This window comes from Rhodobacter xanthinilyticus (genome assembly GCF_001856665.1).
Classification (GTDB): Bacteria; Pseudomonadota; Alphaproteobacteria; order Rhodobacterales; family Rhodobacteraceae; genus Rhodobacter; species Rhodobacter xanthinilyticus.
Map to the genome: position 1 here is coordinate 3,187,294 of NZ_CP017781.1, position 26,312 is coordinate 3,213,605.

Annotated in this window: 26 protein-coding genes and 3 pseudogenes; 13 read left to right on the forward strand and 16 right to left on the reverse strand. The window is 61.5% G+C overall.

The features are described from left to right. The first annotated feature begins 89 nt into the window (after nt 1–89). The 5 genes and pseudogenes from istA to LPB142_RS19615 all read left to right on the forward strand — a co-directional run. Nucleotides 90–1,577: an IS21 family transposase gene (gene istA, locus LPB142_RS15515; protein ID WP_071165182.1), complete on the forward strand. Its 1,488-nt coding sequence runs from the start codon at nt 90–92 to the stop codon at nt 1,575–1,577. Then, on the forward strand, nt 1,574–2,338 hold the full coding sequence (gene istB / locus LPB142_RS15520) for an IS21-like element helper ATPase IstB (RefSeq protein WP_071165181.1): 765 nt from the start codon (nt 1,574–1,576) through the stop codon (nt 2,336–2,338). The genes istA and istB overlap by 4 nt, the downstream gene beginning before the upstream one ends. Before the next feature lie 167 nt (nt 2,339–2,505). Next, nucleotides 2,506–2,709: pseudogene (locus tag LPB142_RS18535) on the forward strand (DDE-type integrase/transposase/recombinase); the annotation flags it as partial. 256 nt (nt 2,710–2,965) lie between these two features. Beyond that, entirely contained in the window at nt 2,966–3,646 is a 681-nt protein-coding gene (locus LPB142_RS19610; protein ID WP_232231017.1) for a LysR family substrate-binding domain-containing protein, read from the forward strand. Then, a pseudogene (locus LPB142_RS19615) lies at nt 3,583–3,768 on the forward strand (DUF3363 domain-containing protein); the annotation flags it as partial. The gene LPB142_RS19610 and the pseudogene LPB142_RS19615, both read left to right, overlap by 64 nt. A gap of 720 nt (nt 3,769–4,488) precedes the next feature. Here LPB142_RS19615 and LPB142_RS15535 read toward each other — a convergent pair. Continuing rightward, nucleotides 4,489–5,844 carry an IS1380-like element IS1247 family transposase gene (locus LPB142_RS15535; RefSeq protein WP_083392702.1) on the reverse strand — a complete coding sequence of 452 codons (1,356 nt, stop codon included), beginning with the start codon at nt 5,842–5,844 and terminating at the stop codon, nt 4,489–4,491. Nucleotides 5,845–5,952: 108 nt separating this feature from the next. Continuing rightward, a pseudogene (gene intI1, locus LPB142_RS15540) lies at nt 5,953–6,750 on the reverse strand (class 1 integron integrase IntI1); the annotation flags it as partial. A 160-nt stretch (nt 6,751–6,910) separates the two neighbouring features. On the opposite strand from intI1, the gene aac(6')-Ib reads away from it, so the two are divergent. The 6 genes from aac(6')-Ib (at nt 6,911) to LPB142_RS19135 (ending at nt 10,967) form a co-directional block, all read left to right on the forward strand. After that, complete coding sequence (gene aac(6')-Ib / locus LPB142_RS15545; protein WP_012695458.1) at nt 6,911–7,465, forward strand: AAC(6')-Ib family aminoglycoside 6'-N-acetyltransferase; 555 nt, start codon at nt 6,911–6,913, stop codon at nt 7,463–7,465. A 168-nt stretch (nt 7,466–7,633) separates the two neighbouring features. Next, the gene (locus tag LPB142_RS15550) at nt 7,634–7,981 is read left to right on the forward strand and encodes a quaternary ammonium compound efflux SMR transporter QacE delta 1 (RefSeq protein WP_000679427.1); all 348 of its coding nucleotides are present in this window, start codon (nt 7,634–7,636) and stop codon (nt 7,979–7,981) included. Beyond that, nucleotides 7,975–8,814 carry a sulfonamide-resistant dihydropteroate synthase Sul1 gene (sul1, locus tag LPB142_RS15555; RefSeq protein WP_071167282.1) on the forward strand — a complete coding sequence of 280 codons (840 nt, stop codon included), beginning with the start codon at nt 7,975–7,977 and terminating at the stop codon, nt 8,812–8,814. Before LPB142_RS15550 ends, sul1 begins: the two co-directional genes overlap by 7 nt. Before the next feature lie 127 nt (nt 8,815–8,941). Next, complete coding sequence (locus LPB142_RS15560; RefSeq protein WP_000376623.1) at nt 8,942–9,442, forward strand: GNAT family N-acetyltransferase; 501 nt, start codon at nt 8,942–8,944, stop codon at nt 9,440–9,442. A gap of 506 nt (nt 9,443–9,948) precedes the next feature. Continuing rightward, nucleotides 9,949–10,713 (forward strand): IS6-like element IS6100 family transposase, encoded by a 765-nt coding sequence (locus LPB142_RS15565; RefSeq protein WP_001389365.1) that lies wholly within the window; start codon nt 9,949–9,951, stop codon nt 10,711–10,713. Nucleotides 10,714–10,817: 104 nt separating this feature from the next. Then, nucleotides 10,818–10,967, forward strand: coding sequence for a hypothetical protein (locus LPB142_RS19135; protein ID WP_198037842.1), 150 nt, complete (start codon nt 10,818–10,820; stop codon nt 10,965–10,967). Here the strand turns inward: LPB142_RS19135 and LPB142_RS15570 are convergent, their stop codons facing one another. Genes LPB142_RS15570 through trbB form a run of 11 tightly spaced genes read right to left on the reverse strand, consistent with a single transcriptional unit; the run spans nt 10,968 to nt 20,513 of the window. Further along, entirely contained in the window at nt 10,968–11,189 is a 222-nt protein-coding gene (locus tag LPB142_RS15570; RefSeq protein ID WP_071166912.1) for a DUF2274 domain-containing protein, read from the reverse strand. A gap of 2 nt (nt 11,190–11,191) precedes the next feature. After that, nucleotides 11,192–12,331, reverse strand: coding sequence for a TrbI/VirB10 family protein (locus tag LPB142_RS15575; protein WP_071166913.1), 1,140 nt, complete (start codon nt 12,329–12,331; stop codon nt 11,192–11,194). Continuing rightward, complete coding sequence (gene trbG, locus LPB142_RS15580; protein ID WP_071166914.1) at nt 12,328–13,341, reverse strand: P-type conjugative transfer protein TrbG; 1,014 nt, start codon at nt 13,339–13,341, stop codon at nt 12,328–12,330. Before trbG ends, LPB142_RS15575 begins: the two co-directional genes overlap by 4 nt. Continuing rightward, nucleotides 13,338–14,027 carry a conjugal transfer protein TrbF gene (trbF, locus tag LPB142_RS15585; RefSeq protein WP_071166915.1) on the reverse strand — a complete coding sequence of 230 codons (690 nt, stop codon included), beginning with the start codon at nt 14,025–14,027 and terminating at the stop codon, nt 13,338–13,340. The genes trbG and trbF overlap by 4 nt, the downstream gene beginning before the upstream one ends. Continuing rightward, nucleotides 14,027–15,379: a P-type conjugative transfer protein TrbL gene (gene trbL / locus LPB142_RS15590; protein ID WP_071166916.1), complete on the reverse strand. Its 1,353-nt coding sequence runs from the start codon at nt 15,377–15,379 to the stop codon at nt 14,027–14,029. The genes trbF and trbL overlap by 1 nt, the downstream gene beginning before the upstream one ends. A 3-nt stretch (nt 15,380–15,382) precedes the next feature. Then, nucleotides 15,383–15,670 (reverse strand): putative entry exclusion protein TrbK-alt, encoded by a 288-nt coding sequence (trbK-alt, locus tag LPB142_RS15595; protein ID WP_071166917.1) that lies wholly within the window; start codon nt 15,668–15,670, stop codon nt 15,383–15,385. 21 nt (nt 15,671–15,691) lie between these two features. After that, nucleotides 15,692–16,471: a P-type conjugative transfer protein TrbJ gene (trbJ, locus tag LPB142_RS15600; protein ID WP_071166918.1), complete on the reverse strand. Its 780-nt coding sequence runs from the start codon at nt 16,469–16,471 to the stop codon at nt 15,692–15,694. Between the two features lie 2 nt (nt 16,472–16,473). Then, nucleotides 16,474–18,960 carry a conjugal transfer protein TrbE gene (gene trbE / locus LPB142_RS15605; protein WP_071166919.1) on the reverse strand — a complete coding sequence of 829 codons (2,487 nt, stop codon included), beginning with the start codon at nt 18,958–18,960 and terminating at the stop codon, nt 16,474–16,476. Nucleotides 18,961–18,970: 10 nt separating this feature from the next. Beyond that, nucleotides 18,971–19,252, reverse strand: a complete 282-nt coding sequence (locus LPB142_RS15610) for a VirB3 family type IV secretion system protein (RefSeq protein WP_071166920.1) — start codon at nt 19,250–19,252, stop codon at nt 18,971–18,973. Continuing rightward, entirely contained in the window at nt 19,252–19,584 is a 333-nt protein-coding gene (locus LPB142_RS15615) for a TrbC/VirB2 family protein (protein ID WP_071166921.1), read from the reverse strand. Before LPB142_RS15615 ends, LPB142_RS15610 begins: the two co-directional genes overlap by 1 nt. Next, on the reverse strand, nt 19,581–20,513 hold the full coding sequence (gene trbB / locus LPB142_RS15620; RefSeq protein WP_449314190.1) for a P-type conjugative transfer ATPase TrbB: 933 nt from the start codon (nt 20,511–20,513) through the stop codon (nt 19,581–19,583). The genes LPB142_RS15615 and trbB overlap by 4 nt, the downstream gene beginning before the upstream one ends. 567 nt (nt 20,514–21,080) lie before the next feature. On the opposite strand from trbB, the gene LPB142_RS19140 reads away from it, so the two are divergent. Then, complete coding sequence (locus LPB142_RS19140) at nt 21,081–22,016, forward strand: hypothetical protein (RefSeq protein ID WP_156894392.1); 936 nt, start codon at nt 21,081–21,083, stop codon at nt 22,014–22,016. Between the two features lie 2 nt (nt 22,017–22,018). Further along, a complete protein-coding gene (locus LPB142_RS18565; protein ID WP_156894393.1) occupies nt 22,019–23,836 on the forward strand; it encodes a 5'-methylthioadenosine/S-adenosylhomocysteine nucleosidase family protein in 1,818 nt (605 codons plus the stop codon). Between the two features lie 78 nt (nt 23,837–23,914). Here LPB142_RS18565 and dut read toward each other — a convergent pair whose 3' ends face one another. The 3 genes from dut to LPB142_RS15635 all read right to left on the reverse strand — a co-directional run bounded on the left by dut (nt 23,915) and on the right by LPB142_RS15635 (nt 26,311). Further along, nucleotides 23,915–24,388 carry a dUTP diphosphatase gene (gene dut / locus LPB142_RS18570; protein ID WP_083392704.1) on the reverse strand — a complete coding sequence of 158 codons (474 nt, stop codon included), beginning with the start codon at nt 24,386–24,388 and terminating at the stop codon, nt 23,915–23,917. Between the two features lie 266 nt (nt 24,389–24,654). Beyond that, nucleotides 24,655–25,698 (reverse strand): hypothetical protein, encoded by a 1,044-nt coding sequence (locus tag LPB142_RS15630; protein ID WP_071166924.1) that lies wholly within the window; start codon nt 25,696–25,698, stop codon nt 24,655–24,657. A gap of 160 nt (nt 25,699–25,858) precedes the next feature. Further along, nucleotides 25,859–26,311 (reverse strand): ribbon-helix-helix domain-containing protein, encoded by a 453-nt coding sequence (locus tag LPB142_RS15635; RefSeq protein WP_071166925.1) that lies wholly within the window; start codon nt 26,309–26,311, stop codon nt 25,859–25,861. Nucleotide 26,312: the final 1 nt, after the last annotated feature.

The window sequence follows — 26,312 nt, forward strand, 5'->3', positions numbered from 1 at the left end:
TAGCGGCGGGATCGTCTCGCTGCGGGCGGAGTAAAATCCTGCCACTTTTCCCTTCTTGCGGCAGCAGGGAGGGTGGGGAGATTTATACCGTGGAACTTTACAAGAAGGTTCGCTTGGCGTGTGCCGAGGGCATGAGCGCGCGGGCGGCGGCGAAGCATTTCAACATTTCGCGCGGGACGGTTGAGAAGATGTTGGCCTTCTCGGTGCCGCCTGGCTACCGGCGGGACAAGCCGATCAGGCGGCCGAAGCTGGACGGGTTCACCGAGTTCATTGACGCCTGGCTTGAAGCCGACAAGGCGGTGCATCGCAAGCAGCGTCATACGGCCAAGCGGATATGGGAACGGCTTCAGGCCGAGCATGGCTTCACCGGCGGCTATACGATCGTCAAGGATTACGTGCGTGAGCGTGAGCGGCGGACACGGGAGATGTTCGTGCCACTGGCCCATCCGCCGGGCCATGCTCAGGCCGATTTTGGCGAAGCGGTCGTCGTCATCGCCGGTGTCGAGCAGAAGGCGCATTTCTTTGTCATCGACCTGCCGCACAGCGATGCCTATTTCGTCCGGGCCTATCCGGCGGCGACGGCGGAGGCCTGGATAGACGGGCATGTCCGCGCCTTTGCCTTCTTCGGCGGGGTGCCGCAGTCGGTGCTCTACGATAACGACCGCTGCCTGGTCTCGAAGATCCAGCCAGATGGCACGCGCATCCGCGCCACGCTGTTCAGCGGCTTGCAGTCGCATTACCTGTTTCGGGATCGCTATGGTCGGCCCGGGAAGGGGAACGACAAGGGCGCTGTCGAGGGGATGGTCGGCTACGCCCGCCGCAACCACATGGTGCCGATCCCCCACTTTGCCAGTTGGGACGCCTTCAACGCCGACCTTGAAGGGCAGTGCTGCGCACGCCTCACGCGCATTCTTCGGGGTCACAAGGAGACGATCGGCGAGAGGCTGCAGCGCGATCTGGCGGCGATGCGCCCATTGCCTACTGCCCCGTTCGACGCCTGCGACCAAGCGAGCGGCAGGGTCAGCTCGCAGTCGCTCGTGCGCTATGACACCAACGATTACTCGGTCCCGGTCGCCTATGGCCATCAGGATGTCTGGATCCGCGGCTATGTCGATGAGGTCGTGATCGGCTGTCGCGGGGAGGTGATCGCCCGACACCCGCGCTGTTACGATCGCGAGGACATGATCTTCGACCCGGTTCACTACCTCCCGCTGATCGAGCGCAAGATCAATGCCTTGGACCAGGCTGCGCCTCTGGCGGAATGGGACCTGCCCGAAGAGTTCCAGACTTTGCGCCGCCTGATGGAGGCGCGCATGCTCAAGATGGGGCGCCGCGAGTATGTGCAGGTGCTGCGGCTGCTTGAGACCTTTGGCATGGATGACCTGCATGCCGCCGTGAAGAAGGCCCTGAAGCTGGGCGCGGTCGGCTTTGACGCCGTGAAGCACCTCGTGCTTTGCCAGGTCGAGAAGCGCCCCCCAAGGCTTGATCTCGATGTCTACCCCTACCTGCCGCGGGCGAACGTCGAGACGACGCGTGCGGCCAGCTACATGGCCTTGATGTCGGAGGCGGCGGAATGAGCGAGGCTCCGAAGATCCTGCTTGCCCACCATCTGAAGACGCTGAAGCTGCCCACCTTCCTGCGGGAACACGAGAAGGTTGCGCGCCAATGCGCCGCCGAAGGGTTGGACCATGTCCAATTCCTGTCGCGCCTCGTTGAACTGGAACTCATTGACCGCGAGCGGCGGATGGTCGAGCGCCGCATCAAGGCTGCGAAGTTCCCGGCCACCAAAAGCCTCGACAGCTTCGACTTCAAGGCGATCCCGAAGCTGAACAAGATGCAGGTGCTGGAACTGGCGCGCTGCGAATGGATCGAACGGCGTGAGAACGTGATCGCCCTTGGCCCCAGCGGAACCGGCAAGACCCACATTGCCTTGGGCCTCGGGTTGGCGGCCTGCCAGAAGGGCATGTCTGTCAGCTTCACCACCGCCGCCGCGCTGGTCAACGAGCTGATGGAGGCGCGAGACGAACGTCGGCTGCTGCGCGTCCAGAAGCAGATGGCTGCCGTCAAGCTGCTGATCATCGACGAGCTCGGGTTCGTGCCCCTGTCAAAGACCGGCGCCGAGCTGCTTTTTGAGATGATCTCCCAGCGCTACGAGCGCGGTGCCACGCTGATCACCAGCAATCTGCCCTTCGATGAATGGACCGAGACCTTCGGCACCGAGCGGCTGACCGGCGCGCTCCTCGACCGGTTGACCCACCACGTCAACATCCTCGAGATGAACGGCGAAAGCTATCGCCTCGCGCAAAGTCGCGCGCGCAAGACCGGCGACAACACCTGATCCAAAGTATCAGACTTGGACCTGACGGTCCAAGGCGGCCAGTCACCCGCAAGCTATATGGAGAGCGCGGCTGACTGGCCGCCGCCCATCAGCCGCGTCTCGCGCAAACCCAAAGTGGCCCAATTTTGCGCCGCCCCGTGGCCCAATTTTACTCCGCCGTTGACAACCGGAACAACGTGATTGAATGCGATCATGGCAAACTGAAACGGATAATCGGCGCCACGCTGGGATTTAAATCCATGAAGACGGCTTACGCCACCATCAAAGGTATTGAGGTGATGCGTGCACTACGCAAAGGCCAGGCCTCAGCATTTTATTATGGTGATCCCCTGGGCGAAATGCGCCTGGTAAGCAGAGTTTTTGAAATGTAAGGCCTTTGAATAAGACAAAAGGCTGCCTCATCGCTAACTTTGCGCCGAATATCTCAACTTCCGTCACGCCGCCAACGCGCTCGGCGTTGCACAGTCCAGCGTCAGCGCCCGCGTGAAGGCACTGGAAGAAGACCTCGGCATCCTCTTGTTCGAGCGTCATGCGCGCGGCGTTCGGCTGACCGAGGCCGGACGCCATTTCGTCGAGCGGATAGCCGTAGGTATTGACCAACTCGACCATGCGGTGAAAACCGCCGGCATGGCGGCAGCCGGAGAAAGCGGCCGGCTTCGTATCGGTATCCATGCCCTGATTCCGCATAGCTTCCTCGCAAAGCTGATCGGCCAATACCGCAAGGATTACCCCGATGTTGAAGTCGAGATCGCCGAAGGCCCGGCCCGTGAAGCGGTGGTGCAGCTTCGCGCCGGTAGGTTGGACGTGGCGTTCGTCGCGGGCACGCCCCAACCACCCGACTGCCATTCCCGTCGCACATGGACCGAACCGCTCTTGGCGGTGCTACCGGAACGGCATCCGCTCGCCAAGCGGTCAGCCGTCACATGGCCCGATTTGGCAGGCGAGACGTTCCTTGTCCGGCATGGCGGCACTGGACCGCAGGTTCATAGCCATATCGTGCTACGCCATGCCGAGCGCTGGCCTGCGCCGTCGATCCTGCGCTTCGACGTGGGGCGTGGCACCCTTTTGTCTTTGGTCGGACAGGGCTTTGGCATCACCATCGTCGGCGCGGCCACGGCGCTGTTGCCGACAAACGGCATTGTCTTTTTGCCCTTCACCGACGAGCCGGAGCCGGTCGCCTTCTCGGCTGTCTGGTCGCCGTCCAATCGCAGCGCGGCGCTTCGCAACCTGCTCAGCCTCGCCAACGACATGGGCCGGAAGGTCTGCACGGACTACCGTTCGATACTACCACGGATAGCGAAGGCGTGAGCGACAAGTCCACCGGCACCGTACAATTATCCAGCAGCCAGTTCGCTGTGGTTGAAAAGAGCCATAAATGCACCCTTGTCCCGTGGCGGCCGGTCATCAACCGCCAGCTCAGCAGCGAGGTCTGCGCGGGCAGATAGGACCGGCGCTATAGGATCAATGCTCTATTCGACCTTCCTCTCAAAAGCGTTATCTGACCATCGTTGCGTAGCGAACCGAAGTGTTTGCGGAAGCACAGTCCGGGACTGTTACTGCCATCGCCGGAAAGCGACACTTGCATTAACACCGCCAAAGCCGAATCCGTTGGAACGCCTATCAACCGGCCTTCACAGAATGAACGCAAATCCTGGACTCGAGCACTGTTGCTAACTGACACCCACAGTTATGAAGCTACAAAGTGAGAGGAGAGCATGTTGTCGATCTAGGAGACCCCTGAAATGGCATCTAGAAGCTCTCTAAGGCCCCTCACAGTCCCGACTCCGAGTCTAAGGTGTCACACTTACATGCCCGTAAACCGCCTAGCCTCTGAGGGCTTAAATAGAACGTATCCTACAAAATAGACACAGTGCCATATTTATTTCACATCTACCTCTTGACGAGCTACAACACGACACCCACATTACTCCTGCATTCCCCAAGTGGCGTGTCGTTTGAGGTGAAGATCGCCTGTATCCGAGCGCTAGACAAGGATTTTCTGCCGCAAGCGGCACCTGCGGTCGCGCAGACTGCTGGATCTGGACGGATCAGACCGCGAAGCCGCTGTTTCCTTGCCCAGGGGCGGCGTTTTTCAGCGCAGCGGACAGATCTGTCCAGCCGCTTTCGTTCAGTTTGAGCGTGGATCGCGATCATGCGCATAGCGGTGGCGCTCGCAATCGGCGGATAGCGGCGAGGATGGCGCGTACCATCGTGCCGGTGACAGCGACCTCGGCCAGCTGGAAGGTGATGGTGCGGGCGTGACGGACCACACGTGCCCCGATCTTGATCAGCTTCAGTTGCAGGCTGGTCAACGACCAGTCGGCCATGGCCTCGGGCAGCTCGATGCAGCGCAAGAAGGTGGCCAGGTTGTACGCCAGGGCGTGCAGTTGCAGCCGCACCTCATTGTCGCGGAACTTCCGGCACGACAGCCGCGTCCAGCGAAAGGCGTATTTGCCCTCTTTGATGTGCTGCTCGGCGGTGCCGCGCTGGTTGTAGAACCGCACCACCCAGTCCGGCTCCATCGGCAGGTTGGTGACGATGAAGCCGAAACGCGGGAACAGTTCGCCCGGATGCCATTCGATCTTGGCGATCACCCGGCGTTCCTTGTCCCAGGACGCCGCCTGATACTCGAATTCCTCGAAGAACCGCTTGACCTTGGTCAGTGACGGCCGCCCGACAGGGCGCGTTAGCCGATGCGCGATCTTGTCCTTGAGGACCGCGTTTGCGGGCAGCCGGATGGCGTAGAAGAACCGCGCTTCTTCCAATCGCTCATAGATCGCCGGGATCGCGTAGGCAGCATCGGCCCGGAAGAACCTGCCACCAAGGTCGCGCTCCGCGTAGCGCGCAATGACGGGGTCGAGAACATCACGCCAGCCATCGGCGCTGTGGACGTTGCCATGGCGCAGGGCGCAGCGTTCCAGCATCCCGAACTGGTTGAACAGAAAGTTGGGGTGATAGCAGCTACAGTCGAAATGGCCATTCCAGGCGGACCCTTCCTGGTCGCCATGGGTCGGGCTGACCGAGCTGTCCATGTCCAGAACGATGTACTTCAGCCCGTTACGGTCATGGAACCGGTCGATCCATTGCCCGTTCAGGTCGGCCAGCGCGGCACGGTTCCCGGCCAGAGCCAGCGTCTCGGTCTCGAACCGTCCCATCTGCGATGCCGAGGCCGCTTGTGCATCGACCGCTCTGCCGCCGACAACTTGGCGCATGACCGGATCGCAGGCGAGACGGTTGGCGTCGTTGACATCCTCGTATCCGGCCAGCCGCCCAAAGACTGATTGCCGGAACAGGCCGTCGAGCCGATGGACCGTGTTCTTGCCAGAGCGAGTATCGCGCAGCGCCGCTGACGCCAAATCGGACAACCCGAGCGCGTCATCAAGCTCGCGCATCACCAGAAGGCCGCCGTCGGAACTGAGCTGCGTGCCGCGAAATTCCAGCCGCACGCGAGGGTCGAAATCCACCCGATCTGCCCGTTGCAAGCCCGCACCCTCTGGGTGATCCATAAAACGCGCCCCTCGCAGCCTTCAACACCATGTTTTATATAGGAAATATAATGGTCAGGACAGCGAAATCAGCGCCTTACTTGGGAAATGTGGGTTTGCAACAGTGCCTTCTACGGCACGTTTGAAGGCGCGCTGAAAGGTCTGGTCATACATGTGATGGCGACGCACGACACCGCTCCGTGGATCGGTCGAATGCGTGTGCTGCGCAAAAACCCAGAACCACGGCCAGGAATGCCCGGCGCGCGGATACTTCCGCTCAAGGGCGTCGGGAAGCGCAACGCCGCTGCGGCCCTCGGCCTGGTCCTTCAGCCACCATGCCCGTGCACGCGACAGCTGCTCGCGCAGGCTGGGTGCCAAGCTCTCGGGTAACATCAAGGCCCGATCCTTGGAGCCCTTGCCCTCCCGCACGATGATCGTGCCGTGATCGAAATCCAGATCCTTGACCCGCAGTTGCAAACCCTCACTGATCCGCATGCCCGTTCCATACAGAAGCTGGGCGAACAAACGATGCTCGCCTTCCAGAAAACCGAGGATGCGAACCACTTCATCCGGGGTCAGCACCACCGGCAAGCGCCGCGACGGCCGAGGTCTTCCGATCTCCTGAAGCCAGGGCAGATCCGTGCACAGCACCTTGCCGTAGAAGAACAGCAAGGCCGCCAATGCCTGACGATGCGTGGAGACCGAAACCTTGCGCTCGTTCGCCAGCCAGGACAGAAATGCCTCGACTTCGCTGCTGCCCAAGGTTGCCGGGTGACGCACACCGTGGAAACGGATGAAGGCACGAACCCAGTGGACATAAGCCTGTTCGGTTCGTAAACTGTAATGCAAGTAGCGTATGCGCTCACGCAACTGGTCCAGAACCTTGACCGAACGCAGCGGTGGTAACGGCGCAGTGGCGGTTTTCATGGCTTGTTATGACTGTTTTTTTGTACAGTCTATGCCTCGGGCATCCAAGCAGCAAGCGCGTTACGCCGTGGGTCGATGTTTGATGTTATGGAGCAGCAACGATGTTACGCAGCAGGGCAGTCGCCCTAAAACAAAGTTAGGCATCACAAAGTACAGCATCGTGACCAACAGCACCGATTCCGTCACACTGCGCCTCATGACTGAGCATGACCTTGCGATGCTCTATGAGTGGCTAAATCGATCTCATATCGTCGAGTGGTGGGGCGGAGAAGAAGCACGCCCGACACTTGCTGACGTACAGGAACAGTACTTGCCAAGCGTTTTAGCGCAAGAGTCCGTCACTCCATACATTGCAATGCTGAATGGAGAGCCGATTGGGTATGCCCAGTCGTACGTTGCTCTTGGAAGCGGGGACGGATGGTGGGAAGAAGAAACCGATCCAGGAGTACGCGGAATAGACCAGTCACTGGCGAATGCATCACAACTGGGCAAAGGCTTGGGAACCAAGCTGGTTCGAGCTCTGGTTGAGTTGCTGTTCAATGATCCCGAGGTCACCAAGATCCAAACGGACCCGTCGCCGAGCAACTTGCGAGCGATCCGATGCTACGAGAAAGCGGGGTTTGAGAGGCAAGGTACCGTAACCACCCCAGATGGTCCAGCCGTGTACATGGTTCAAACACGCCAGGCATTCGAGCGAACACGCAGTGATGCCTAACCCTTCCATCGAGGGGGACGTCCAAGGGCTGGCGCCCTTGGCCGCCCCTCATGTCAAACGTTAGATGCACTAAGCACATAATTGCTCACAGCCAAACTATCAGGTCAAGTCTGCTTTTATTATTTTTAAGCGTGCATAATAAGCCCTACACAAATTGGGAGATATATCATGAAAGGCTGGCTTTTTCTTGTTATCGCAATAGTTGGCGAAGTAATCGCAACATCCGCATTAAAATCTAGCGAGGGCTTTACTAAGCTTGCCCCTTCCGCCGTTGTCATAATCGGTTATGGCATCGCATTTTATTTTCTTTCTCTGGTTCTGAAATCCATCCCTGTCGGTGTTGCTTATGCAGTCTGGTCGGGACTCGGCGTCGTCATAATTACAGCCATTGCCTGGTTGCTTCATGGGCAAAAGCTTGATGCGTGGGGCTTTGTAGGTATGGGGCTCATAATTGCTGCCTTTTTGCTCGCCCGATCCCCATCGTGGAAGTCGCTGCGGAGGCCGACGCCATGGTGACGGTGTTCGGCATTCTGAATCTCACCGAGGACTCCTTCTTCGATGAGAGCCGGCGGCTAGACCCCGCCGGCGCTGTCACCGCGGCGATCGAAATACTGCGAGTCGGATCAGACGTCGTGGATGTCGGACCGGCCGCCAGCCATCCGGACGCGAGGCCTGTATCGCCGGCCGATGAGATCAGACGTATTGCGCCGCTCTTAGACGCCCTGTCCGATCAGATGCACCGTGTTTCAATCGACAGCTTCCAACCGGAAACCCAGCGCTATGCGCTCAAGCGCGGCGTGGGCTACCTGAACGATATCCAAGGATTTCCTGACCCTGCGCTCTATCCCGATATTGCTGAGGCGGACTGCAGGCTGGTGGTTATGCACTCAGCGCAGCGGGATGGCATCGCCACCCGCACCGGTCACCTTCGACCCGAAGACGCGCTCGACGAGATTGTGCGGTTCTTCGAGGCGCGGGTTTCCGCCTTGCGACGGAGCGGGGTCGCTGCCGACCGGCTCATCCTCGATCCGGGGATGGGATTTTTCTTGAGCCCCGCACCGGAAACATCGCTGCACGTGCTGTCGAACCTTCAAAAGCTGAAGTCGGCGTTGGGGCTTCCGCTATTGGTCTCGGTGTCGCGGAAATCCTTCTTGGGCGCCACCGTTGGCCTTCCTGTAAAGGATCTGGGTCCAGCGAGCCTTGCGGCGGAACTTCACGCGATCGGCAATGGCGCTGACTACGTCCGCACCCACGCGCCTGGAGATCTGCGAAGCGCAATCACCTTCTCGGAAACCCTCGCGAAATTTCGCAGTCGCGACGCCAGAGACCGAGGGTTAGATCATGCCTAGCATTCACCTTCCGGCCGCCCGCTAGCGGACCCTGGTCAGGTTCCGCGAAGGTGGGCGCAGACATGCTGGGCTCGTCAGGATCAAACTGCACTATGAGGCGGCGGTTCATACCGCGCCAGGGGAGCGAATGGACAGCGAGGAGCCTCCGAACGTTCGGGTCGCCTGCTCGGGTGATATCGACGAGGTTGTGCGGCTGATGCACGACGCTGCGGCGTGGATGTCCGCCAAGGGAACGCCCGCCTGGGACGTCGCGCGGATCGACCGGACATTCGCGGAGACCTTCGTCCTGAGATCCGAGCTCCTAGTCGCGAGTTGCAGCGACGGCATCGTCGGCTGTTGCACCTTGTCGGCCGAGGATCCCGAGTTCTGGCCCGACGCCCTCAAGGGGGAGGCCGCATATCTGCACAAGCTCGCGGTGCGACGGACACATGCGGGCCGGGGTGTCAGCTCCGCGCTGATCGAGGCTTGCCGCCATGCCGCGCGAACGCAGGGGTGCGCCAAGCTGCGGCTCGACTGCCACCCGAACCTGCGTGGCCTATACGAGCGGCTCGGATTCACCCACGTCGACACTTTCAATCCCGGCTGGGATCCAACCTTCATCGCAGAACGCCTAGAACTCGAAATCTAACGTCCGTTCGGGCATCGAGGTCCATGTCGGGGTGGGACGGGCCCGTGGCTTCAAGATCACTTGCAGTCCGACCGCGATGTCTTGGTTGCGCGAGAGGTTGTCGATATCCTCCACTTCCATCATCAACCCTGGATAATGCCGCCGCCGTCATCGCCGCCGACGCCCGTGCCGGGCTTTTCGGGCCTGTCAGGCTTGCTCGGCCTTCAGCCTGCCTGGGCGAGATCTCCGGCGGACGGATTAACGGCGGAGCTTCGCCGCCTTTCGTGCGTGTGAAGGCCGAAGATAGTTCTCTCAAAAACATCCGTTTATGAGAGATACCAAATGTCATTTTCAGAAGACGACTGCACCAGTTGATTGGGCGTAATGGCTGTTGTGCAGCCAGCTCCTGACAGTTCAATATCAGAAGTGATCTGCACCAATCTCGACTATGCTCAATACTCGTGTGGGCTCTGTTGCAAAAATCGTGAAGCTTGAGCATGCTTGGCGGAGATTGGACGGACGGAACGATGACGGATTTCAAGTGGCGCCATTTCCAGGGTGATGTGATCCTGTGGGCGGTGCGCTGGTATTGTCGCTATCCGATCAGCTATCGCGACCTTGAGGAAATGCTGGCGGAACGCGGCATTTCGGTCGACCATACGACGATCTATCGCTGGGTCCAGTGCTACGCCCCGGAGATGGAGAAGCGGCTGCGCTGGTTCTGGCGGCGTGGCTTTGATCCGAGCTGGCGCCTGGATGAAACCTACGTCAAGGTGCGGGGCAAGTGGACCTACCTGTACCGGGCAGTCGACAAGCGGGGCGACACGATCGATTTCTACCTGTCGCCGACCCGCAGCGCCAAGGCAGCGAAGCGGTTCCTGGGCAAGGCCCTGCGAGGCCTGAAGCACTGGGAAAAGCCTGCCACGCTCAATACCGACAAAGCGCCGAGCTATGGTGCAGCGATCACCGAATTGAAGCGCGAAGGAAAGCTGGACCGGGAGACGGCCCACCGGCAGGTGAAGTATCTCAATAACGTGATCGAGGCCGATCACGGAAAGCTCAAGATACTGATCAAGCCGGTGCGCGGTTTCAAATCGATCCCCACGGCCTATGCCACGATCAAGGGATTCGAAGTCATGCGAGCCCTGCGCAAAGGACAGGCTCGCCCCTGGTGCCTGCAGCCCGGCATCAGGGGCGAGGTGCGCCTTGTGGAGAGAGCTTTTGGCATTGGGCCCTCGGCGCTGACGGAGGCCATGGGCATGCTCAACCACCATTTCGCAGCAGCCGCCTGATCGGCGCAGAGCGACAGCCTACCTCTGACTGCCGCCAATCTTTGCAACAGAGCCCGCAGGACCACGGCTATCTGCCGGGCGCGGATCTTTGGCGTCAGGGATTGATGTTCTGGTCGACGGTGCACGGCGCCGTCAGCTTGAACCTTGAAAACAGCGCGATGGATCCCGCCGCCAAATGGGACTCGACACGGGACGTCATCGACACGCTGATGGAGATGATCGCGGCGACCGGGCGGCGCAATCCACTAGCTTGATCATGACCGTGGTTTGCGGGACCTGGCAAAGCCCCGATCCGTTGCGATGAAGCGCTCGAGCATAGGCACGATCAGCTTGACCGGATCCGAGACAGGCTGGCCGGTTTCTCGGGCCAGAACCTCCGCATAGGTGAGAAGATCGCGATGGAGGGGCCCGGGCAGTTCGACGGTGACTTTCACCGGCCTGTCGTCGATGAGGGGGCCGAGTTTCAGCTTGGTCATGTTCAGTCCCTGTATGGTTCGAGGACGAGGTCGCGGGTGACGATCACCCGGACCGGAAAGCCCGGCCGGATGGTCAGCGTCGGGGCGACTTGCAACTGGCGCTGCACGATCGCTTGTCCGGCCTGATTGATCGTGTCTTGCGCCCCGTCGCGCAGGGCGCGGATCAGACGGTCCTCTTCATCGGTGGCAAGCTCCGCCCCGACGGCGAGCAGCGTGGAAAGGCCGGCGGCCTGCAAGAGTTCCGCCCAGTGATAATCAACGCCGTCCTCCAGACCCGCGAAGCCTGAAGCATCCGCACCTGGCTGCCGTTCGAGCACGATAGAGCGGCCGTTTGGGAGGATGAGGCGGTTCCAGACCAGAAGGACGCGACGCTGGCCGAAGGTCACGCCCGCATCATAGGCGCCGATCAGGCGCGTGCCCTGCGGGATCAGGAGCAGGCTTCCGGTCGGGCTGTCATAGACGTTTTCCGTGACCTGGGCGGTGATCTGTCCCGGAAGATCGGACCGGATGCCCGTGATCAGCGCGGCGGGGATCACCGCCCCTGCTTGCAGGATATAGGGTGAGGCCGGTGCCATGACGCGGTCCAACGCGACAACCTGCCGGTCTGCCGGGCCGGTCAGAAACGCGGTCTGGCGGTCCTGCGCGGGCGCCTGACCCGGAAGCCCGGCAAGCCCGAAGTCGGCAAGACCGGGAGCGGTCCCCGGACCCGCACCCGGCCTTGGGCCCGACTGAAAGAAGACCGTGCTCAGTCGCGCGGCCTCCTCCTCGGCGCGGCGGCGCTCTTCGTCAGGATCAACGGCAGGCATCGCCATCGCCGGAGGAGCAATGGGCTGACCTCGGTTCTGGGCATCGAGGATCGGACCCCCGAGATCGCCGGGAAGCGGCGGTCCGAGGAGCGGGCCGGTGTAATCGCGCGGCAGGCCGGTCAGCCCGTCGGCGGTGGGGCGGTTGTCGATGGAATAGAGCTCTTCGCCGCCCGGCCCCGGATCGCGTGTCTGCAGCGCATAGATCAGCGCCCCCCCGATGCCGAGGAGTGCAGCGGCGCCGACACCCGCCAGAACCTTTCGCGACAGGCGTGTCACCCGCGGCGGTTCCGCGCGCAGGCGCATGGGCTCGGCAGTTGCGTTCATGTTGTCGGTCATGTCGGGGCCTCCCCGGTTGCAGCTGAGCGCACATCAGCCTGCTGCGGCTCGATCCGCAGGATGCGGACGACCTGCTGACGCTCACCACTGCCGAGGCGCAGTTCCGCCACGCCGAAGAGTCGATCCACGATCAGGACATTCTGGTGGATGCGGCTGTTGACGATCTGTGTCTCGCCATCCGAACCGATGACGAAGAGCGGCGGCATTTCGCCCTGCACGATGCCGCGCGGGAAGACGACATAGACCCGCCTGCCGTCATCGAAGACCGAGATCGGTCGCCAGGGCGGGCTGTCCCCGGCCAGCCCGTAGCGGTAGTTGCGCGCCGCTTCGGCCGGAATCTGAGGCGTGGCCGGTACGGCGTTGCGCTGCCCCGGCGGAGGTGCGGGATAAGCCCAGGCCACCGCGGGCATGTAGAGCGCCTCCTGTGCCCGAAGCTCGATCATGTAGGTCCGCCGGTCGGTGGTGATGACAAGGTTCGTCGAGATGTCCGGGCGGGTCGGCTTGACGAGGATATGGACGCGGCGGCTCATGCCGCTCCCGCTTTCGGTGTCGCCGATGATCCAGCGCGCGGTATCACCCGCAGCGATAGGCCCGGCGCCGGTCAGGCTCTCTCCCGGCTCGAGGGCGATGTTGGTGATCTGCCCGGGGGCGGCATAGACCTGATAGAGGGCCCCGTCGGACCAGGGATAGATCTGGATGGCGTTATAGTACCCCTCGCGGCGCGGCTCGACACGCGCGGCGGCATTGGCGTTTTCCACGCGACCGGCGGGCGTTCCGGCCTCCGGTCCACCCCGCGCGACCGTCCAGGCCGGGGGCACATGGAGGGGGCGCGGGCGATCATCCGTGATCGCCGCAGGCACCGTCGGCAAAGGCGGAACGTCGGCATCATAGCTGAACTGCGGGTTCGGCCGGGATGCGCAGCCTGCAAGAGCGGTTACGGCCAGCAAGGCCATAACTGTGGGCGTGCGCAAAACCTTAGGCAATGACATGCAGATTGTCGGAACGGTCATTGGCTCATCTCCCGTGACCAGTTGATGGCGTTGACGTAGATGCCCAGCGGGTTGACCCGCAGCCGCTCGGCCGTGCGCGGGGTCTGGACCACGATGGTCAGGATGGCCGTCCAGCGCTCGGTCGTGGCCAGTTGGCCGTTCTCGAAATGCCGCTCGATCCAGGCGACGCGGAAGCTGTCCGGTGAGGCGCGGATGACGCTTGAGACCTCGGCGGAGACCTGTTGCCGGCCAACGCGACCGAAGGGGTCATTGGCGCGGGCATAGTCGTTGAGGGCCGCGGCCCCGCGGTCCGTCGTCCAGTCATAGGCCCGCAGCCAGTTCTGCCGCACGATGATCGGATCGGCCGGAATGGCGCGTACCTGTTCGATAAACCGGCCAAGATGCCAGGCGATCTGGGGATCGGTGGGCCTGTAGTCTGCGGCCGCCGGGGCCACGGTCTGCGCCTGCCCCAGGTTGTCGACCTGCACCACCCAGGGCACGACGGTACCCCGCGCGGATTGCCAGACCAGCGCCGAGGCGAAGCCGCCTGCAAGGATCAGGCAACCGAAGGCCATGTAACGCCAGTTCCGGGCCTGAACGCGGGCAGAACCGATGCGCTCGTCCCAGACCTGGGCGGCCTTCTGATAGGGCGTCTCAGGTTCCGGGGATTTCCCGTAATGGGGGCTGGGTCTCTTGAAGATGTTCATCAGCGATTGCTCTCGGAAAGATTGATGGTGGATCCGGCGCCCTGACCGTCGCCGGAACGGATGGCATGGGCCGCCATCGTGGTGCCTTGGCTGAGGGCCTGCTTGCGCTGCATCCGCTGCGCCCACTCGGGAACAGCACCGGCCGCGCTGGCCGCAGGAGCCGCTTCCTGCGTTCCGGCAACGGTCCCCATCGAGGATGACCCCCCGGTGGCGCCAAACCCGCCCCGCGCGCCTGCTGCGAAGCTGGAGCCGATACCGTCGGCGGCCCGGGCGGTCGCGCGTTTCAGCGGAGAGGCGGCGGCCGCACCCGCCGCGCGGGCCACGCCGCCCAGACCCGCGGCGACACCGCCCGCTCCGGATTGGCCCATGGAGGCAAGACCATAGGCCGTCGATGCTCCGCCTGCGGCGGCCGCGCCGCCACGAACGGTTGCGGCACCCCCGGCGAGCGCCGCGCCGCCGCCCCGTGCGGCAAGACCGGCTGCGGCACCGCCCGCGATCATCGCGCCGCCTGCGGCAAGGCCGGTTCCTACGGCCGCGCCCGCGCCGAGTTGCGGCCCACCCGAGACGAGGCCGGAGGCGATGCCGGGGCCAAAGATGCCGAGCCCCAGAAGTGACAGCGCCGCCAGCACGATCGCCATGGCGTCGTCGATCGTGGGCGTCGCCCCTCCGAACCCCGAGGTGAACTGTGAGAAGAGCGTCGAGCCGATGCCAATGATGACGGCAAGCACCAGCACCTTGATGCCCGACGAGACGACATTGCCCAGCACGCGCTCGGCCATGAAGGCGGTCTTGCCGAAGAGGCCGAAGGGGATCAGCACGAAACCCGCAAGGGTCGTCAGCTTGAACTCGATCAGCGTCACGAAAAGCTGCACGGCGAGGATGAAGAAGGCCAGAAGCACCAGCACCCAGGCGAACATCAGGCAGGCGATCTGGATGAAGTTCTCGAAAAAGGCGACAAAGCCCATCAGATCCGAAATGGCTTCAAGCAGCGGACGCCCGGCATCGAGACCGGTCTGAGCGACGCGGCCCGGGCGCAAGAGATCGGCGGCAGAGAACCCGGTGCCGGAGGCGAGAAGGCCGAGGCCCGAGAAGCTCTCGAACACGATCCGGGCGAGCATGTTCCAGTTGGAGATCAGGTAGGCGAAGATGCCGACGAAGATCGTCTTCTTGACGAGGCGAGCGATGATGTCGTCATCCGCACCCCAGGTCCAGAACAGGGCCGCCAGCGTCACATCGATTACGATGAGCGTGGTGGCGATGAAAGCTACCTCGCCCCCCAGGAGTCCGAAGCCGCTGTCGATATAGCTGGTGAAGATGCCGAGGAAGTTGTCGATGACGCCGGTGCCGCCCATGGTTCACTGTCCCTCATTCCCTTGGGGTGGGGCGGGCGTCGTCGGACGGCCGAGAAAGCGATCCCGCGACTGCGCCCAGGCCGCAAGGCATTCGGCCTCGTTGCTGGCCGCCTCGCCGAGTTGCTGGCACCGGCGTAGCGTGGCGCGCAGTGGATCGGTTGGGGGCTGAAGGGCTGGAGGCGTCGACACGCGCGGCGGTTCTTCCTGCCGCGTCATGTCGATCACCGTTGCGGTGATGGCGATGGCCACGAAGACCACCGCACCGATCCGGGCCAGCACCTTGCCGTCCATAAAGGCCCCCTTCCCCGCGTTTCAGTTGGTGCTGAACATCCGGGCATTGCCGGGCTGGTAGCCCGCGCCCGGCGTGAGGAAGCGCTCGCGCTGGACACGCCCCTGCTCGGCGGCGGTGGCGCGCTCGGCCTCGATCAGGGCTTCGGCCCGGCCATTGGCCGACAGAAGCGCGATCATGTCCGACAGCTGTTGCGATTGCAGGGCCAGAAGCTGGTTGCCCGCCTGCGTCGCCTGAAGGGCACCGGTGGCGTTCTGACTCTGACCGACCAGCGCGGACATTTCGGCGCGGTTGGTATCGATGTTGCCGACGACGCCTGCCTGCACGCGCAAGGCGTCCTGCAGGCTGCCGACCGTGGTTTCCCAGCGGGCCCTTGCATCCGCGACGAGCTGTGCGTCGGTCGCGGATAGCGCGAGATTGCCGTAGCGCTGCTGAAACGCCTGGTCGATCTGGCCCACGTCGAAGGCGATGCTCTGGGCCTGTTGCAGCAACTGCTGCGTCCGCCCGACATTCTGCTGCAGTTGCTGCAGAGACGAATAGGGCAGGCTCGCGAGGTTGCGGGCCTGGTTGATCAGCATCTGCGCTTCGTTCTGGAGCTGCTGGATCTGGTTGTTGATCTGCTCGAGCGTGCGCGCGGCGGTCAGCACGTTCTGGGCATAGTTGCTCGGATCATAGACGATGCGACCGAAGCCGAAGAAGGCATGGGCCGGGCTGGCAAGGATCGGCGACAGAGCCACGGGCGCGGCAAGCGCCAGGGCGAGCATCGAGGCGCCGGCGAAACGGCCGAAGGGGGTGCGGGTCATGGTCAGGTCTCCTCTGCTGGGGGGTGGTCCGGCCCCTGTGGCGGCTTGGCCTCAGGTCCGGGAGTGAGGTTGGGAAGATCGGGGATCAGGTCTGCCGCCCAGTCCGCGCCGCGGTGGCGCAGCCAGGCGGCGAGAAAGCCTGTCCGGCCATGTTCGGCCAGAAGCTGGTCGACGGCGGCCTGATCGGACTTCGAGGAGGCCGCGCAGAGCGCGAGGCCGACCTCGGACAGTCCCAGCTCGAACAGTCGGTTGCCGCGGCGGGACTGGCAGTAGTAGTCGCGCTTGGGCGTCGCCCGTGCCATGATCTCGATCTGGCGGTCATTCAGGCCGAAGCGACGATAGATGGCTGTGATCTGCGGCTCGATCGCCCGCTCGTTCGGGAGGAGAAGCCGGGTCGGACAGCTCTCGATGATTGCGGGTGCGATGGCGCTGCCGTCGATGTCGCTCAGCGACTGGGTGGCGAAGATGACGGAGGCATTCTTCTTCCGCAGCGTTTTCAGCCATTCGCGAAGCTGGCCGGCAAAGCCCTCATCATCAAGGGCCAGCCATCCTTCATCGATGATCAGCAGCGTCGGCCGACCATCGAGGCGATCCCCGATCCGGTGGAAGAGATAGGACAGCACCGCCGGAGCTGCACCGGTCCCGACCAACCCTTCGATCTCGAAGGCCTGAACGGAGGCCTCGCCCAGGTCCTCGATCTCGGCGTCAAGGAGCCGCCCATAGGCGCCGCCGAGGCAATAGGGCCGAAGCGCCTGCTTCAGGTCGGTCGACTGCAGAAGGACGGCAAGGCCGGTGATCGTGCGCTCGCCGATCGGCGCCGAGGCGAGCGAGGACAGCGCGGTCCAGAGATGTTCCTTCACCTCGGGGGTGATGGTCACGCCTTCGCGGGCGAGGATCGCCGCGATCCAGCCCGCAGCCCAGGCACGTTCGCCGGGATCGTCGATCCGGGCCAGGGGCTGGAGATAGACTGCCGCCTCGCCGCCATCCGTCAGCGCGCCGCCCAGATCATGCCAGTCGCCGCCCATGGCGAGCGCCGCGACCCGGATCGACCCGCCGAAATCGAAAGCGAAGATCTGGCTCTGCGCATAACGCCGGAACTGCAGCGCGATCAGCGCCAGAAGCACGGATTTCCCGGCACCCGTCGGCCCGATCACCAGGGTATGGCCGACATCGCCGATATGCAGCGACAGGCGGAACGGCGTCGACCCTTCGGTCTTGCCGAAGAGCAAGGGCGGCGCGTCGAGATGATCATTCCGATCCGGCCCCGCCCAGACTGCCGAGAGCGGGATCATGTGGGCGAGGTTCAGGGTCGAGATCGGGGGCTGGCGGACATTGGCGTAGGCATGCCCCGGCAGGGAACCGAGCCAGGCATCGACCGCATTGACGGTCTCGGGCATGGCCGTGAAATCCCGCCCCTGCACGATCTTCTCCACCAGCCGCAGCTTTTCGTCGGCGCCGCGCGGATTGCGGTCCCAGACCGTGATCGTGGCCGTGACATAGGCCATGCCCGCGACATCGGCGCCGAGCTCCTGCAGCGCCATGTCGGCATCGAGCGCCTTGTTCGCCGCGTCGGTGTCGACCAGCGCGGACTGCTCGTTGGTCATCACCTCTTTCAGGATCGCGGCGACCGACTTGCGCTTGGCGAACCACTGGCGGCGGATCCGGGTCAGCAGGCGCACCGCATCCGTCTTGTCCAGAAGGATCGCGCGGGTAGACCAGCGATAGGGAAAGGCCAGCCGGTTCATCTCATCGAGGAGCCCGGGCGTGGTCGCACTGGGAAAACCGGTGAGCGTCAGGATGCGCAGATGCTGATCGCCGAGGCAGGGCTCGAGGCCCGCGGTCAGCGGCTGATCAGCCAAGAGCGCGTCGAGATGCATCGGCACCTCGGGCACGCGCAGGCGTTGGCGGCTGGTCGAAACTGTCGAATGGAGATAGGTCAGCGTCTCGGCATCATCGAGCCAGCGACATTCGGGCATAAAGCCGTCCAGAAGGGACAGCACGCGATCGGTCCGGTCGGCGAAGCCCCGCAGCAGTTCCCACGGATTGACCCCGGATTGCTCGCGACCCTCGTATAGCCAGGTCTCGGCGCGGGCGGCATCCTCGGCAGGCGGCAGCCAGAGGAAGGTCAGGAAATAGCCTGACACGAAATGCGTGCCCGCCTCTTCGAAAGCCGCCTTGCGTTCGGCATCGAGAAGCGCCGAGGCCGGATCGGGAAACCGGCTATCGGGATAGGTCGCGGCCTCGGACCGCTGCGCCTCGACGAAGATCGCCCAGCCGGAGCCCAGCCGCCGAAAGGCGTTGTTGATGCGCCCTGCCACCGCGACCAGCTCGGCCGCGACCGCGGAGTCGAGGTCCGGCCCGCGGAACCTGGCCGTCCGCTGAAAGCTTCCGTCCTTGTTCAGAACGATCCCGGGCCCGACCAGCGCCGCCCATGGCAGGTAATCCGCGAGGCGGGCGTTGCGGTTGCGATATTCGGCAAGGTTCATCATGGGCGCGCCCTCACACCGCGAGAAAGGCGGGGAGGCGCAGATGCCTGCGACCGACCTCGACGAAGAGCGGGTCCCGCTTCGCGGCCCAAACCGCCAGAAGATGCCCGACGGCCCAGATGAGGATGCCGACGAGCCAGAGGCGCAGGCCGAGGCCAATGGCGCCGGCCAACGTCCCGTTCAAGATGGCGATGGAGCGCGGCGCGCCGCCGAGCAGGATCTGCTCGGTGAGCGCCCTATGCACCGGCACAGAAAAGCCGGGAACGGGATCGAGGCTCACGAAACTCCCCGCCATCAGAGCAGCGCCCCGCCGCCGAAGGAGAAGAAGGAGAGGAAGAAGCTCGAGGCCGCAAAGGCGATCGACAGGCCGAAAACGATCTGGATCAGGCGGCGGAACCCGCCGGAGGTGTCGCCGAAGGCCAGCGTGAGGCCGGTGGCGATGATGATGATCACGGCGACGATCTTGGCGACGGGGCCCTCGATCGACTGGAGGATGGCCTGAAGCGGCGCCTCCCAGGGCATGGACGAGCCAGAGGCATGGGCCGCGGGGGCCAGCAGAAGGCTGACATAAGCGGCAGTCACCAGGGTCGTGGCACGACGTTGCAGGGCACGGGCGTGGCGGATCATTCGGGGTGTCCTTTCGGGGTGGTTGCGGGTGTGATGCGGTAGTCACCATCGGCGCCGAGACCGTCGACGCGGGCCAGTTCGATCAGCCGACGCGCTGAGCCACGCCCTGCGAGAATGGCGACCAGATCGATCGTCTCGGCGATCAGCGCGCGGGGGACGGTGACGACGGCTTCCTGGATGAGTTGCTCGAGGCGGCGCAGCGCGCCTATGGCGCTTCCGGCGTGGATGGTACCGACCCCACCGGGATGGCCGGTGCCCCAGGCCTTCAGAAGGTCGAGCGCCTCCGCCCCGCGCACTTCGCCCACCGGGATCCGGTCTGGGCGCAAGCGCAGCGAGGACCGGACCAGATCCGAGAGAGTCGCCACACCATCCTTGGTGCGCAGTGCGACCAGGTTGGGCGCGGCGCATTGCAGCTCGCGCGTGTCTTCGATGATGACCACGCGATCCGCAGTCTTCGCGACCTCGGCCAGGAGAGCGTTGGTCAACGTGGTCTTGCCCGTCGAGGTGCCGCCCGCCACGAGGATGTTGGCACGTGTGGTCACCGCGCCACGGAGAACTTCGGCCTGGTGATCGGTCATGATCCCAGCGGTCACGTAATCGCCGAGCGTGAAGACTGCGACGGCGGGTTTGCGGATGGCGAAGGCCGGGGCGGAGACGACCGGCGGCAGAAGACCCTCGAACCGCTCCCCGGTTTCAGGAAGCTCCGCCGACACCCTAGGGCTCCGCGCATGAACTTCAGCGCCGACATGATGGGCCACCAGCCGGACGATGCGCTCACCATCGGCTGCAGACAGCCGCTCCCCCGTATCGGCCAGCCCTTGAGACAGACGGTCAACCCAGATCCGACCGTCGGGATTCATCATCACCTCGACGACGCCCGGGTCCTCGAGAAGCCGAGCGATCGACGCGCCGAGCGCGGTGCGCAGCATGCGCGCCCCGCGCGACCTTGCCTCGGAATTCCGGTGATCTGCCGTCATGTCGTCCCCGTTGCTCGGGGACGCCTCAGTCGGACCCCGGTTCGGGATCGATTAAGGGAACCGGATTTTTGCTCGACTCAACAGGTATTTGGCGGCGTGCGGGACACGGCGGCGAACGGCGGAAAATCGGCGGGTTAGCAAACCACCAGGAACGGTACGAGGCATGACAGAACACATCACCGCGCCGACATGACCGATACGGTCGACGATGTGGGCGGAAGACGGTCGGTTTGTCTATCAGCAACAAACGCCTAAACTACGGAGAGCAGACGTTCGCTGCATCAGCAACGTCAACTAGCTCTAGCGGTTAAAGCCGACTTTCGCTAACGCATTGGCACTGACCTAAACCGCATCACCCCAATGCAGGAGCGCGTCCTAAGCATGAATCCGACACTTTTGGTGGAACCTGGACTGGGCTCTGGCTCGCGGGCACCGAAGCGAGCGAGTCCAACGCGTTGCGCACACACCCACAACCGTGCAAAGCTGGTTACAGTAGCGAAAAGGTAGGCGGCGAATCCATTGGAAGGCAGTCTTTATCTCGATTTGGCTGAGAAAGTCATCTCGGTGCGAGGCGTTCCGCTTACCGGCGCGCAAATCATCGATTTTGCCGAAGAATACAACGTTCTTCCATATGAAAACTACAACACCATAGTCAAAACACTGCAGGCACGCATAGCTGAAGACATCACCAAGCACCGCAACAAATCAAGATTCATTCGAATGGGAATAGGAGTCTATTTCTTGCGTCGGCTTGCAGGAGAAGGCAGTCGGACTGGCTACAAGCCTTGGCTCAAGCCACACTATTCTAGGAAGAAACCAGAGCACCCACATCGTATTCTAACTGTGCCGCGGGGCCTCGTCTCAAGCCAGTTTAATTCAAGCGGATGGCAAGGCGTCACAGAGATTCTTAAGTTGGGAAAATACGATTATCAGTCTGAAATGGAGAACGGCTATCTTCCTGTGGTCACGGGCGTTGCTTTACGATGGCGACTTCAATACTTGCATTTTCGCGTTGGTGTACACACACATTTTGGAAGCTTGACGGGCTGCCATTCCATTTTGCTCCGCAAGTATGTTGATGAATTTGATCTTGACCTATTTGAAACAGATGGCACGGGGGCAACTGCAAGTACAGCAAGAGCCGCGCTACCCGTTCTAGCCCCCGGACGCCGTTCGCGGCTAGAAAATGGGAGACTCAGCGCAGGCGAATGGGTGCGATTTTACCAAGTTGCAGACTTGCTGAAAGACAAAATGGCAACGTTCTCTCGCAGTACTGGTTCACTGACTCTGATTAGCACAATAGACTTGACCTCTATGTGCACACACTTACCTAATACTCAGCGAAGACTTGAAATCAATCATGCAGATTGGACTGATGTGCAAATGCTCGATACGGTCGAACTGGAAGCAGGCTCCAGCTGGTACGTCGACAAGATTAGTGGCGCTGTGAGTTAGCTTTGGACCCAAAACCTGTATTTCTAGATTTTCTAAACAGAGAGGCTGCGCGCGCAATTGGGCGTGAACGCGATGAAAATATTGATCTGGAAATTATCCGAATTCTGACCGTTGCACTCCCGTACAGATTTTCGGCGAACATATCGCAAATTACTGAGTATGGGAATGCTCGACCTAGACTGTTTTCAGAACTCATTAAGCTTATCAATGCCAAAGTAATAGATGCAACAAGCACAAGTGCAACCCTTGATGAATTTATTGCAGATCGTCAAGCGCGCTATTTGCACGTTCCAGATCGCTATCCGTTCTATTTCAAGCATTCAGACGTACTTGAAAGTGTTCGGCTCGGCTCGCGCAATTCCTTTAGCATGACGGACGATCTAAGTAGAATTATCTCTGGGTACAGCTCAGATCAGTTCGACTTTGAACTGGTTCGCGCAAACCCGGGCGACAAACCTCACTTTGAAAGCTCACTCAAGGCGACAGTCATCAAGATCTTAAATCGAGATGACTTGGCTATTACTAGGGATCTGCTTGAGTCTAACCGTGGCGGAGCAACACTGACCCCTCAGGGAATTGCCGCTACGACAAGAGCAATTTCTGCTATTTACATGAAAAATTATGCAGAGCAGCGAGGGCTTGCTACGTGCACCGGTATTCCAGACTTCAACTTCCGTGAAGTCGAACAATACTTCCCAAGATACGATTTTCCACTGATCCGACGGCTTGTTCAGTCACTCGGCGGCGTTCCATTGATTTTCGCCGCCAACACTGAAGAAATTCTTGCCCTATACGGAACACCAGAGCACGAACACTTTGGCTACTACTTGGGTGCGTTCCTCGAAAGCGTTGCGGCGACTGTCAGATCGAGAGCTAACCAACCAAACGACTTGGCTTCACTACGGACGCTTTTTCATCAAGTTTTCATTCGTGAGCTAGATGGCAACAGAGAAGCGCAGCCACAAACGCTAAAAGAATTCTATACCATAGGCCAACGGAGACTCCTAGCGGCCGGTGAACGTATCGCATCCAAAGACGTTTTGTTCGGGAAAGAATGGAGAGATCTTGTGCCCGCAAAGATGACAGGTTTGGTCGCAATCACAACTGCTACAGACAGAGAAGATACAGCACTCTTCAAATGCCTTGAAGAACACGGTTTTTCGTCGAGCCGATTGTTGCGCGTTGGCGACGGCGTTGTCCAAGAGTTCGTTCGCGGAATTACACAACGTATCGTACACATAAGGACGAGTGCTGGGTCAATGGGCGTCAACAGTGCGGGAATGGTGCTCCCGCATGTGCTGCAGGAGCTTGATGTGAAGTATCTCGTGAGTGCGGGAATTTGTTTTGGCCTGAAACCTTTCAAAGATGGAAAAGAATATCAAAAACTTGGTGACGTCCTGATCGCAACTCACATTCAAGACTATGAGACAAAACGCAAAGGTGAGAAGGAGATCCCCCGCGGAGAACGTACATCTGCAAGCCCCGGCATTCTGCAAGCCACTAGAATTGCGCGAACCCAGACGACTGGAATAGGGTACCAGATTTCAGAAGGTATCATGCTATCAGGCCAAATGTTGGTTGACGACGAACAAACGGTAAAAGAGCTGCGAGAAGCGTTTCCCGAAGCGATTGGCGGTGAAATGGAGGGCAATGCTGTGGCTGGCGCTAGCATCTATAAGGGACGTCAATGGATACTGATCAAAGGTATTTGCGACTGGGGATTCGATAAGAAAGACGGTTCGCAATCCATTGCCGCCGAGCGAGCATGCAGTCTTGCGGTAAAGGCTATCATAAACCTACTTGACGCAGAGTCCCCCTAGTTTTTCGCGACGTAAGTTTGACCAAAGAGCCAAAGAGCCAAAGAGCCAAAGAGCCAAAGAGTGCCGTATTTCAAGGTTTTAGCTCAAGCCGGTTGATCCGAACCCACTTTCACCTCGCGCGGTTTGCGCAAGGTCTTGGCTCAACTCAAGAGAGATGATTGGTAGCTCGACAAAGACGAGTTGGGCGATACGATCACCATGCCTCACTATGAACTCACCTTTGCCGTGATTGATTAGGAGAACTTGAAGTTCTCCTCTATAGTCACTGTCAATGGTGCCTGGTGCGTTCAACACAGTGACACTGTGCTTGGCCGCGAGGCCCGACCGTGGCCGAATTTGCCCTTCAATTCCTTGCGGCATCGCAATTCGAATGCCCGTTGGCACTAAACGGCTCTCTTGCGGCGGCACGAGCAACTCGCGTGAGCTTTCTGACAATCTGAGAAGGTCAGCGCGAAGATCAAATCCAGAGGAGCCTTCAGTGGCTTTAGACGGTTTTCCCAGTCCAAGGTCTGCGCCATCAACATATCGAAATTCTACAGTTTGTGTACCCATTTTGCTGAATGCTCCTCGTTCCGAAAGAAAGGTGTTCGAGCACCGTTGCCGACATCCAACATGTATCAAAGAGACAGGATGAGCACAGCCCCTTTTAACCCTTCAAGGTACATTAAGCGCAGGACTGAGATGGTACCCAAAGTCCACTTTTGGAAAGCTGCGATGCAGCACCGAACAGCACCGGCAAGGTCCAGTTTGGGCCGTTCAAGAAGGCCCACACCAGCTTCACCTGCCACCTTTTTTTAGCGGGTCGTTGGTCGCGGATTTCATCCCAACCCAAGCCCCGGTCGCCCGCCGTCGCACTCAGGGCATCGTCGTTGGAAGATGTCCGAGCCGTTGGCGCCGTATCGTGCACCGCAGGTGTGACACTTCAGCAGGTAGAGGACCTGATTGTGGTCATCGCCCGGCAGACCTGTCTTAGAAAGCACCTCCTGGCGGTTCCGGTTGATGTAACCTGGCATCGTCGTCGAAGCCGGCGCCTTGGTCGATGTCACTCTCCTCCGCTGCTTCTTGACCGGAGGCCAGCTACTGTCGAGGATCCACCCTTCCACCTGTCCCGTCATCGCAACGCTTTCGGGCTCGGGCGCAGCGAAGGCCTTCTCGAGCTCCCCGGTGGCGCTCGCGTCTTGAAGCCATCGGGCGATTGCATAGGCGTCATGTTGGTCGGTGGTTCGGTCGTCTTGGGGATAGGCTGTGCTCCAGAGGCGCGGATAGGCCTCGATGATCACTGATGCACCCGAAGCGGGGTTCCATCCGTCGAAGGGCCAGAAATGTAACTGCGGCCGCGCGCGTCGGATGTACCGCAGCCAGGGGATGCCAGCGTGGGTCGATTTCGCGACCGAGCCCTGCACGTCGAAATGGAAGACGGACTTGGCCGACCCGGTCGCCTCCTCCGTCAGGCGACGCCAGTGCCGTTCACCCCATCTGGCAGCGCCGTTTCCGACAGAGCCGTCGCGCACGAAGTCGACATAGGTGTATTTGCCATCGGTTGGCCAATGGGCGCAGAAGTCCTCGAGGAACGCAGGCCAGTCGGGCGGCAGACCATGTCGCTCGAAGTAGCGCATCGGAAAGGAGAAACCGTGATCGATGCCGACAACCGTCGGCACCTGGCCGTCGAGGGTTTCGACCAGCCATTCCGCTAGGCCGCGACGCGTCCAGTACTTCTTGGGTCCAGCGGGCGGCAGAACTTCCTCTGGCAGGGCGTCGCCGTCAGCCTGATAGACGCGGAGTCCTTTCAGGCTGGCCTCGGCCGTCTCGGCACCCGAGTAATCGACGCCGATCGTCCGTTCGAACCTGCGCTCCTGCCCCATGCTGATCCCACCTGATCCCGCGAAACGGTCGTCGTGCCGTCTGTCCGCGCAACAGGTTCAGGTTTCGGAGCCGCTTGCACATCCAACAGGACAAGTGTGCATGACGGGCGGAACTCCCGCAAGTCCGAGGCCCGCCTCGTTCCTCGATCAAATTGCGGGTTCAGACGCCCTCATCAGCTTCTGGAACGACATCTGCGCCACCCTCCCCGGGTCGGTCGCGGGAAACCTCACGCAGAAACCTGTCGCCCGTGGCGAGCTTGCGTCCGAGGCTTTGCAGGAACCCCTCGAAGCGCTCAGCGCCCTTCGCGCGGGCCGCATCCCGTGCGGCCTCAGGCAAGGGCGGAGTCACCGTCATCCAGAAACGGATGAAGAGCGACAGGGTTTCCCCAAGGACGGCGAGATCTTCGTCGAGACCGTCGACCTGGCGACCGAGCCTGTCGAGCCGCCGTGTGAGCGCAGCCTCCATGCGCTCGCTCGTGTCACCCGACAGGAAGGACGCGACCGCCGCCTCGATGACGGCGGATTTCGAGACTTTCCGGCGCAGCGCCAGCGCCTCGACCTGGCTCAGCAGCGCCGGGTCGAAATAGACATTCATTCGGGTGCGACGGGTCATG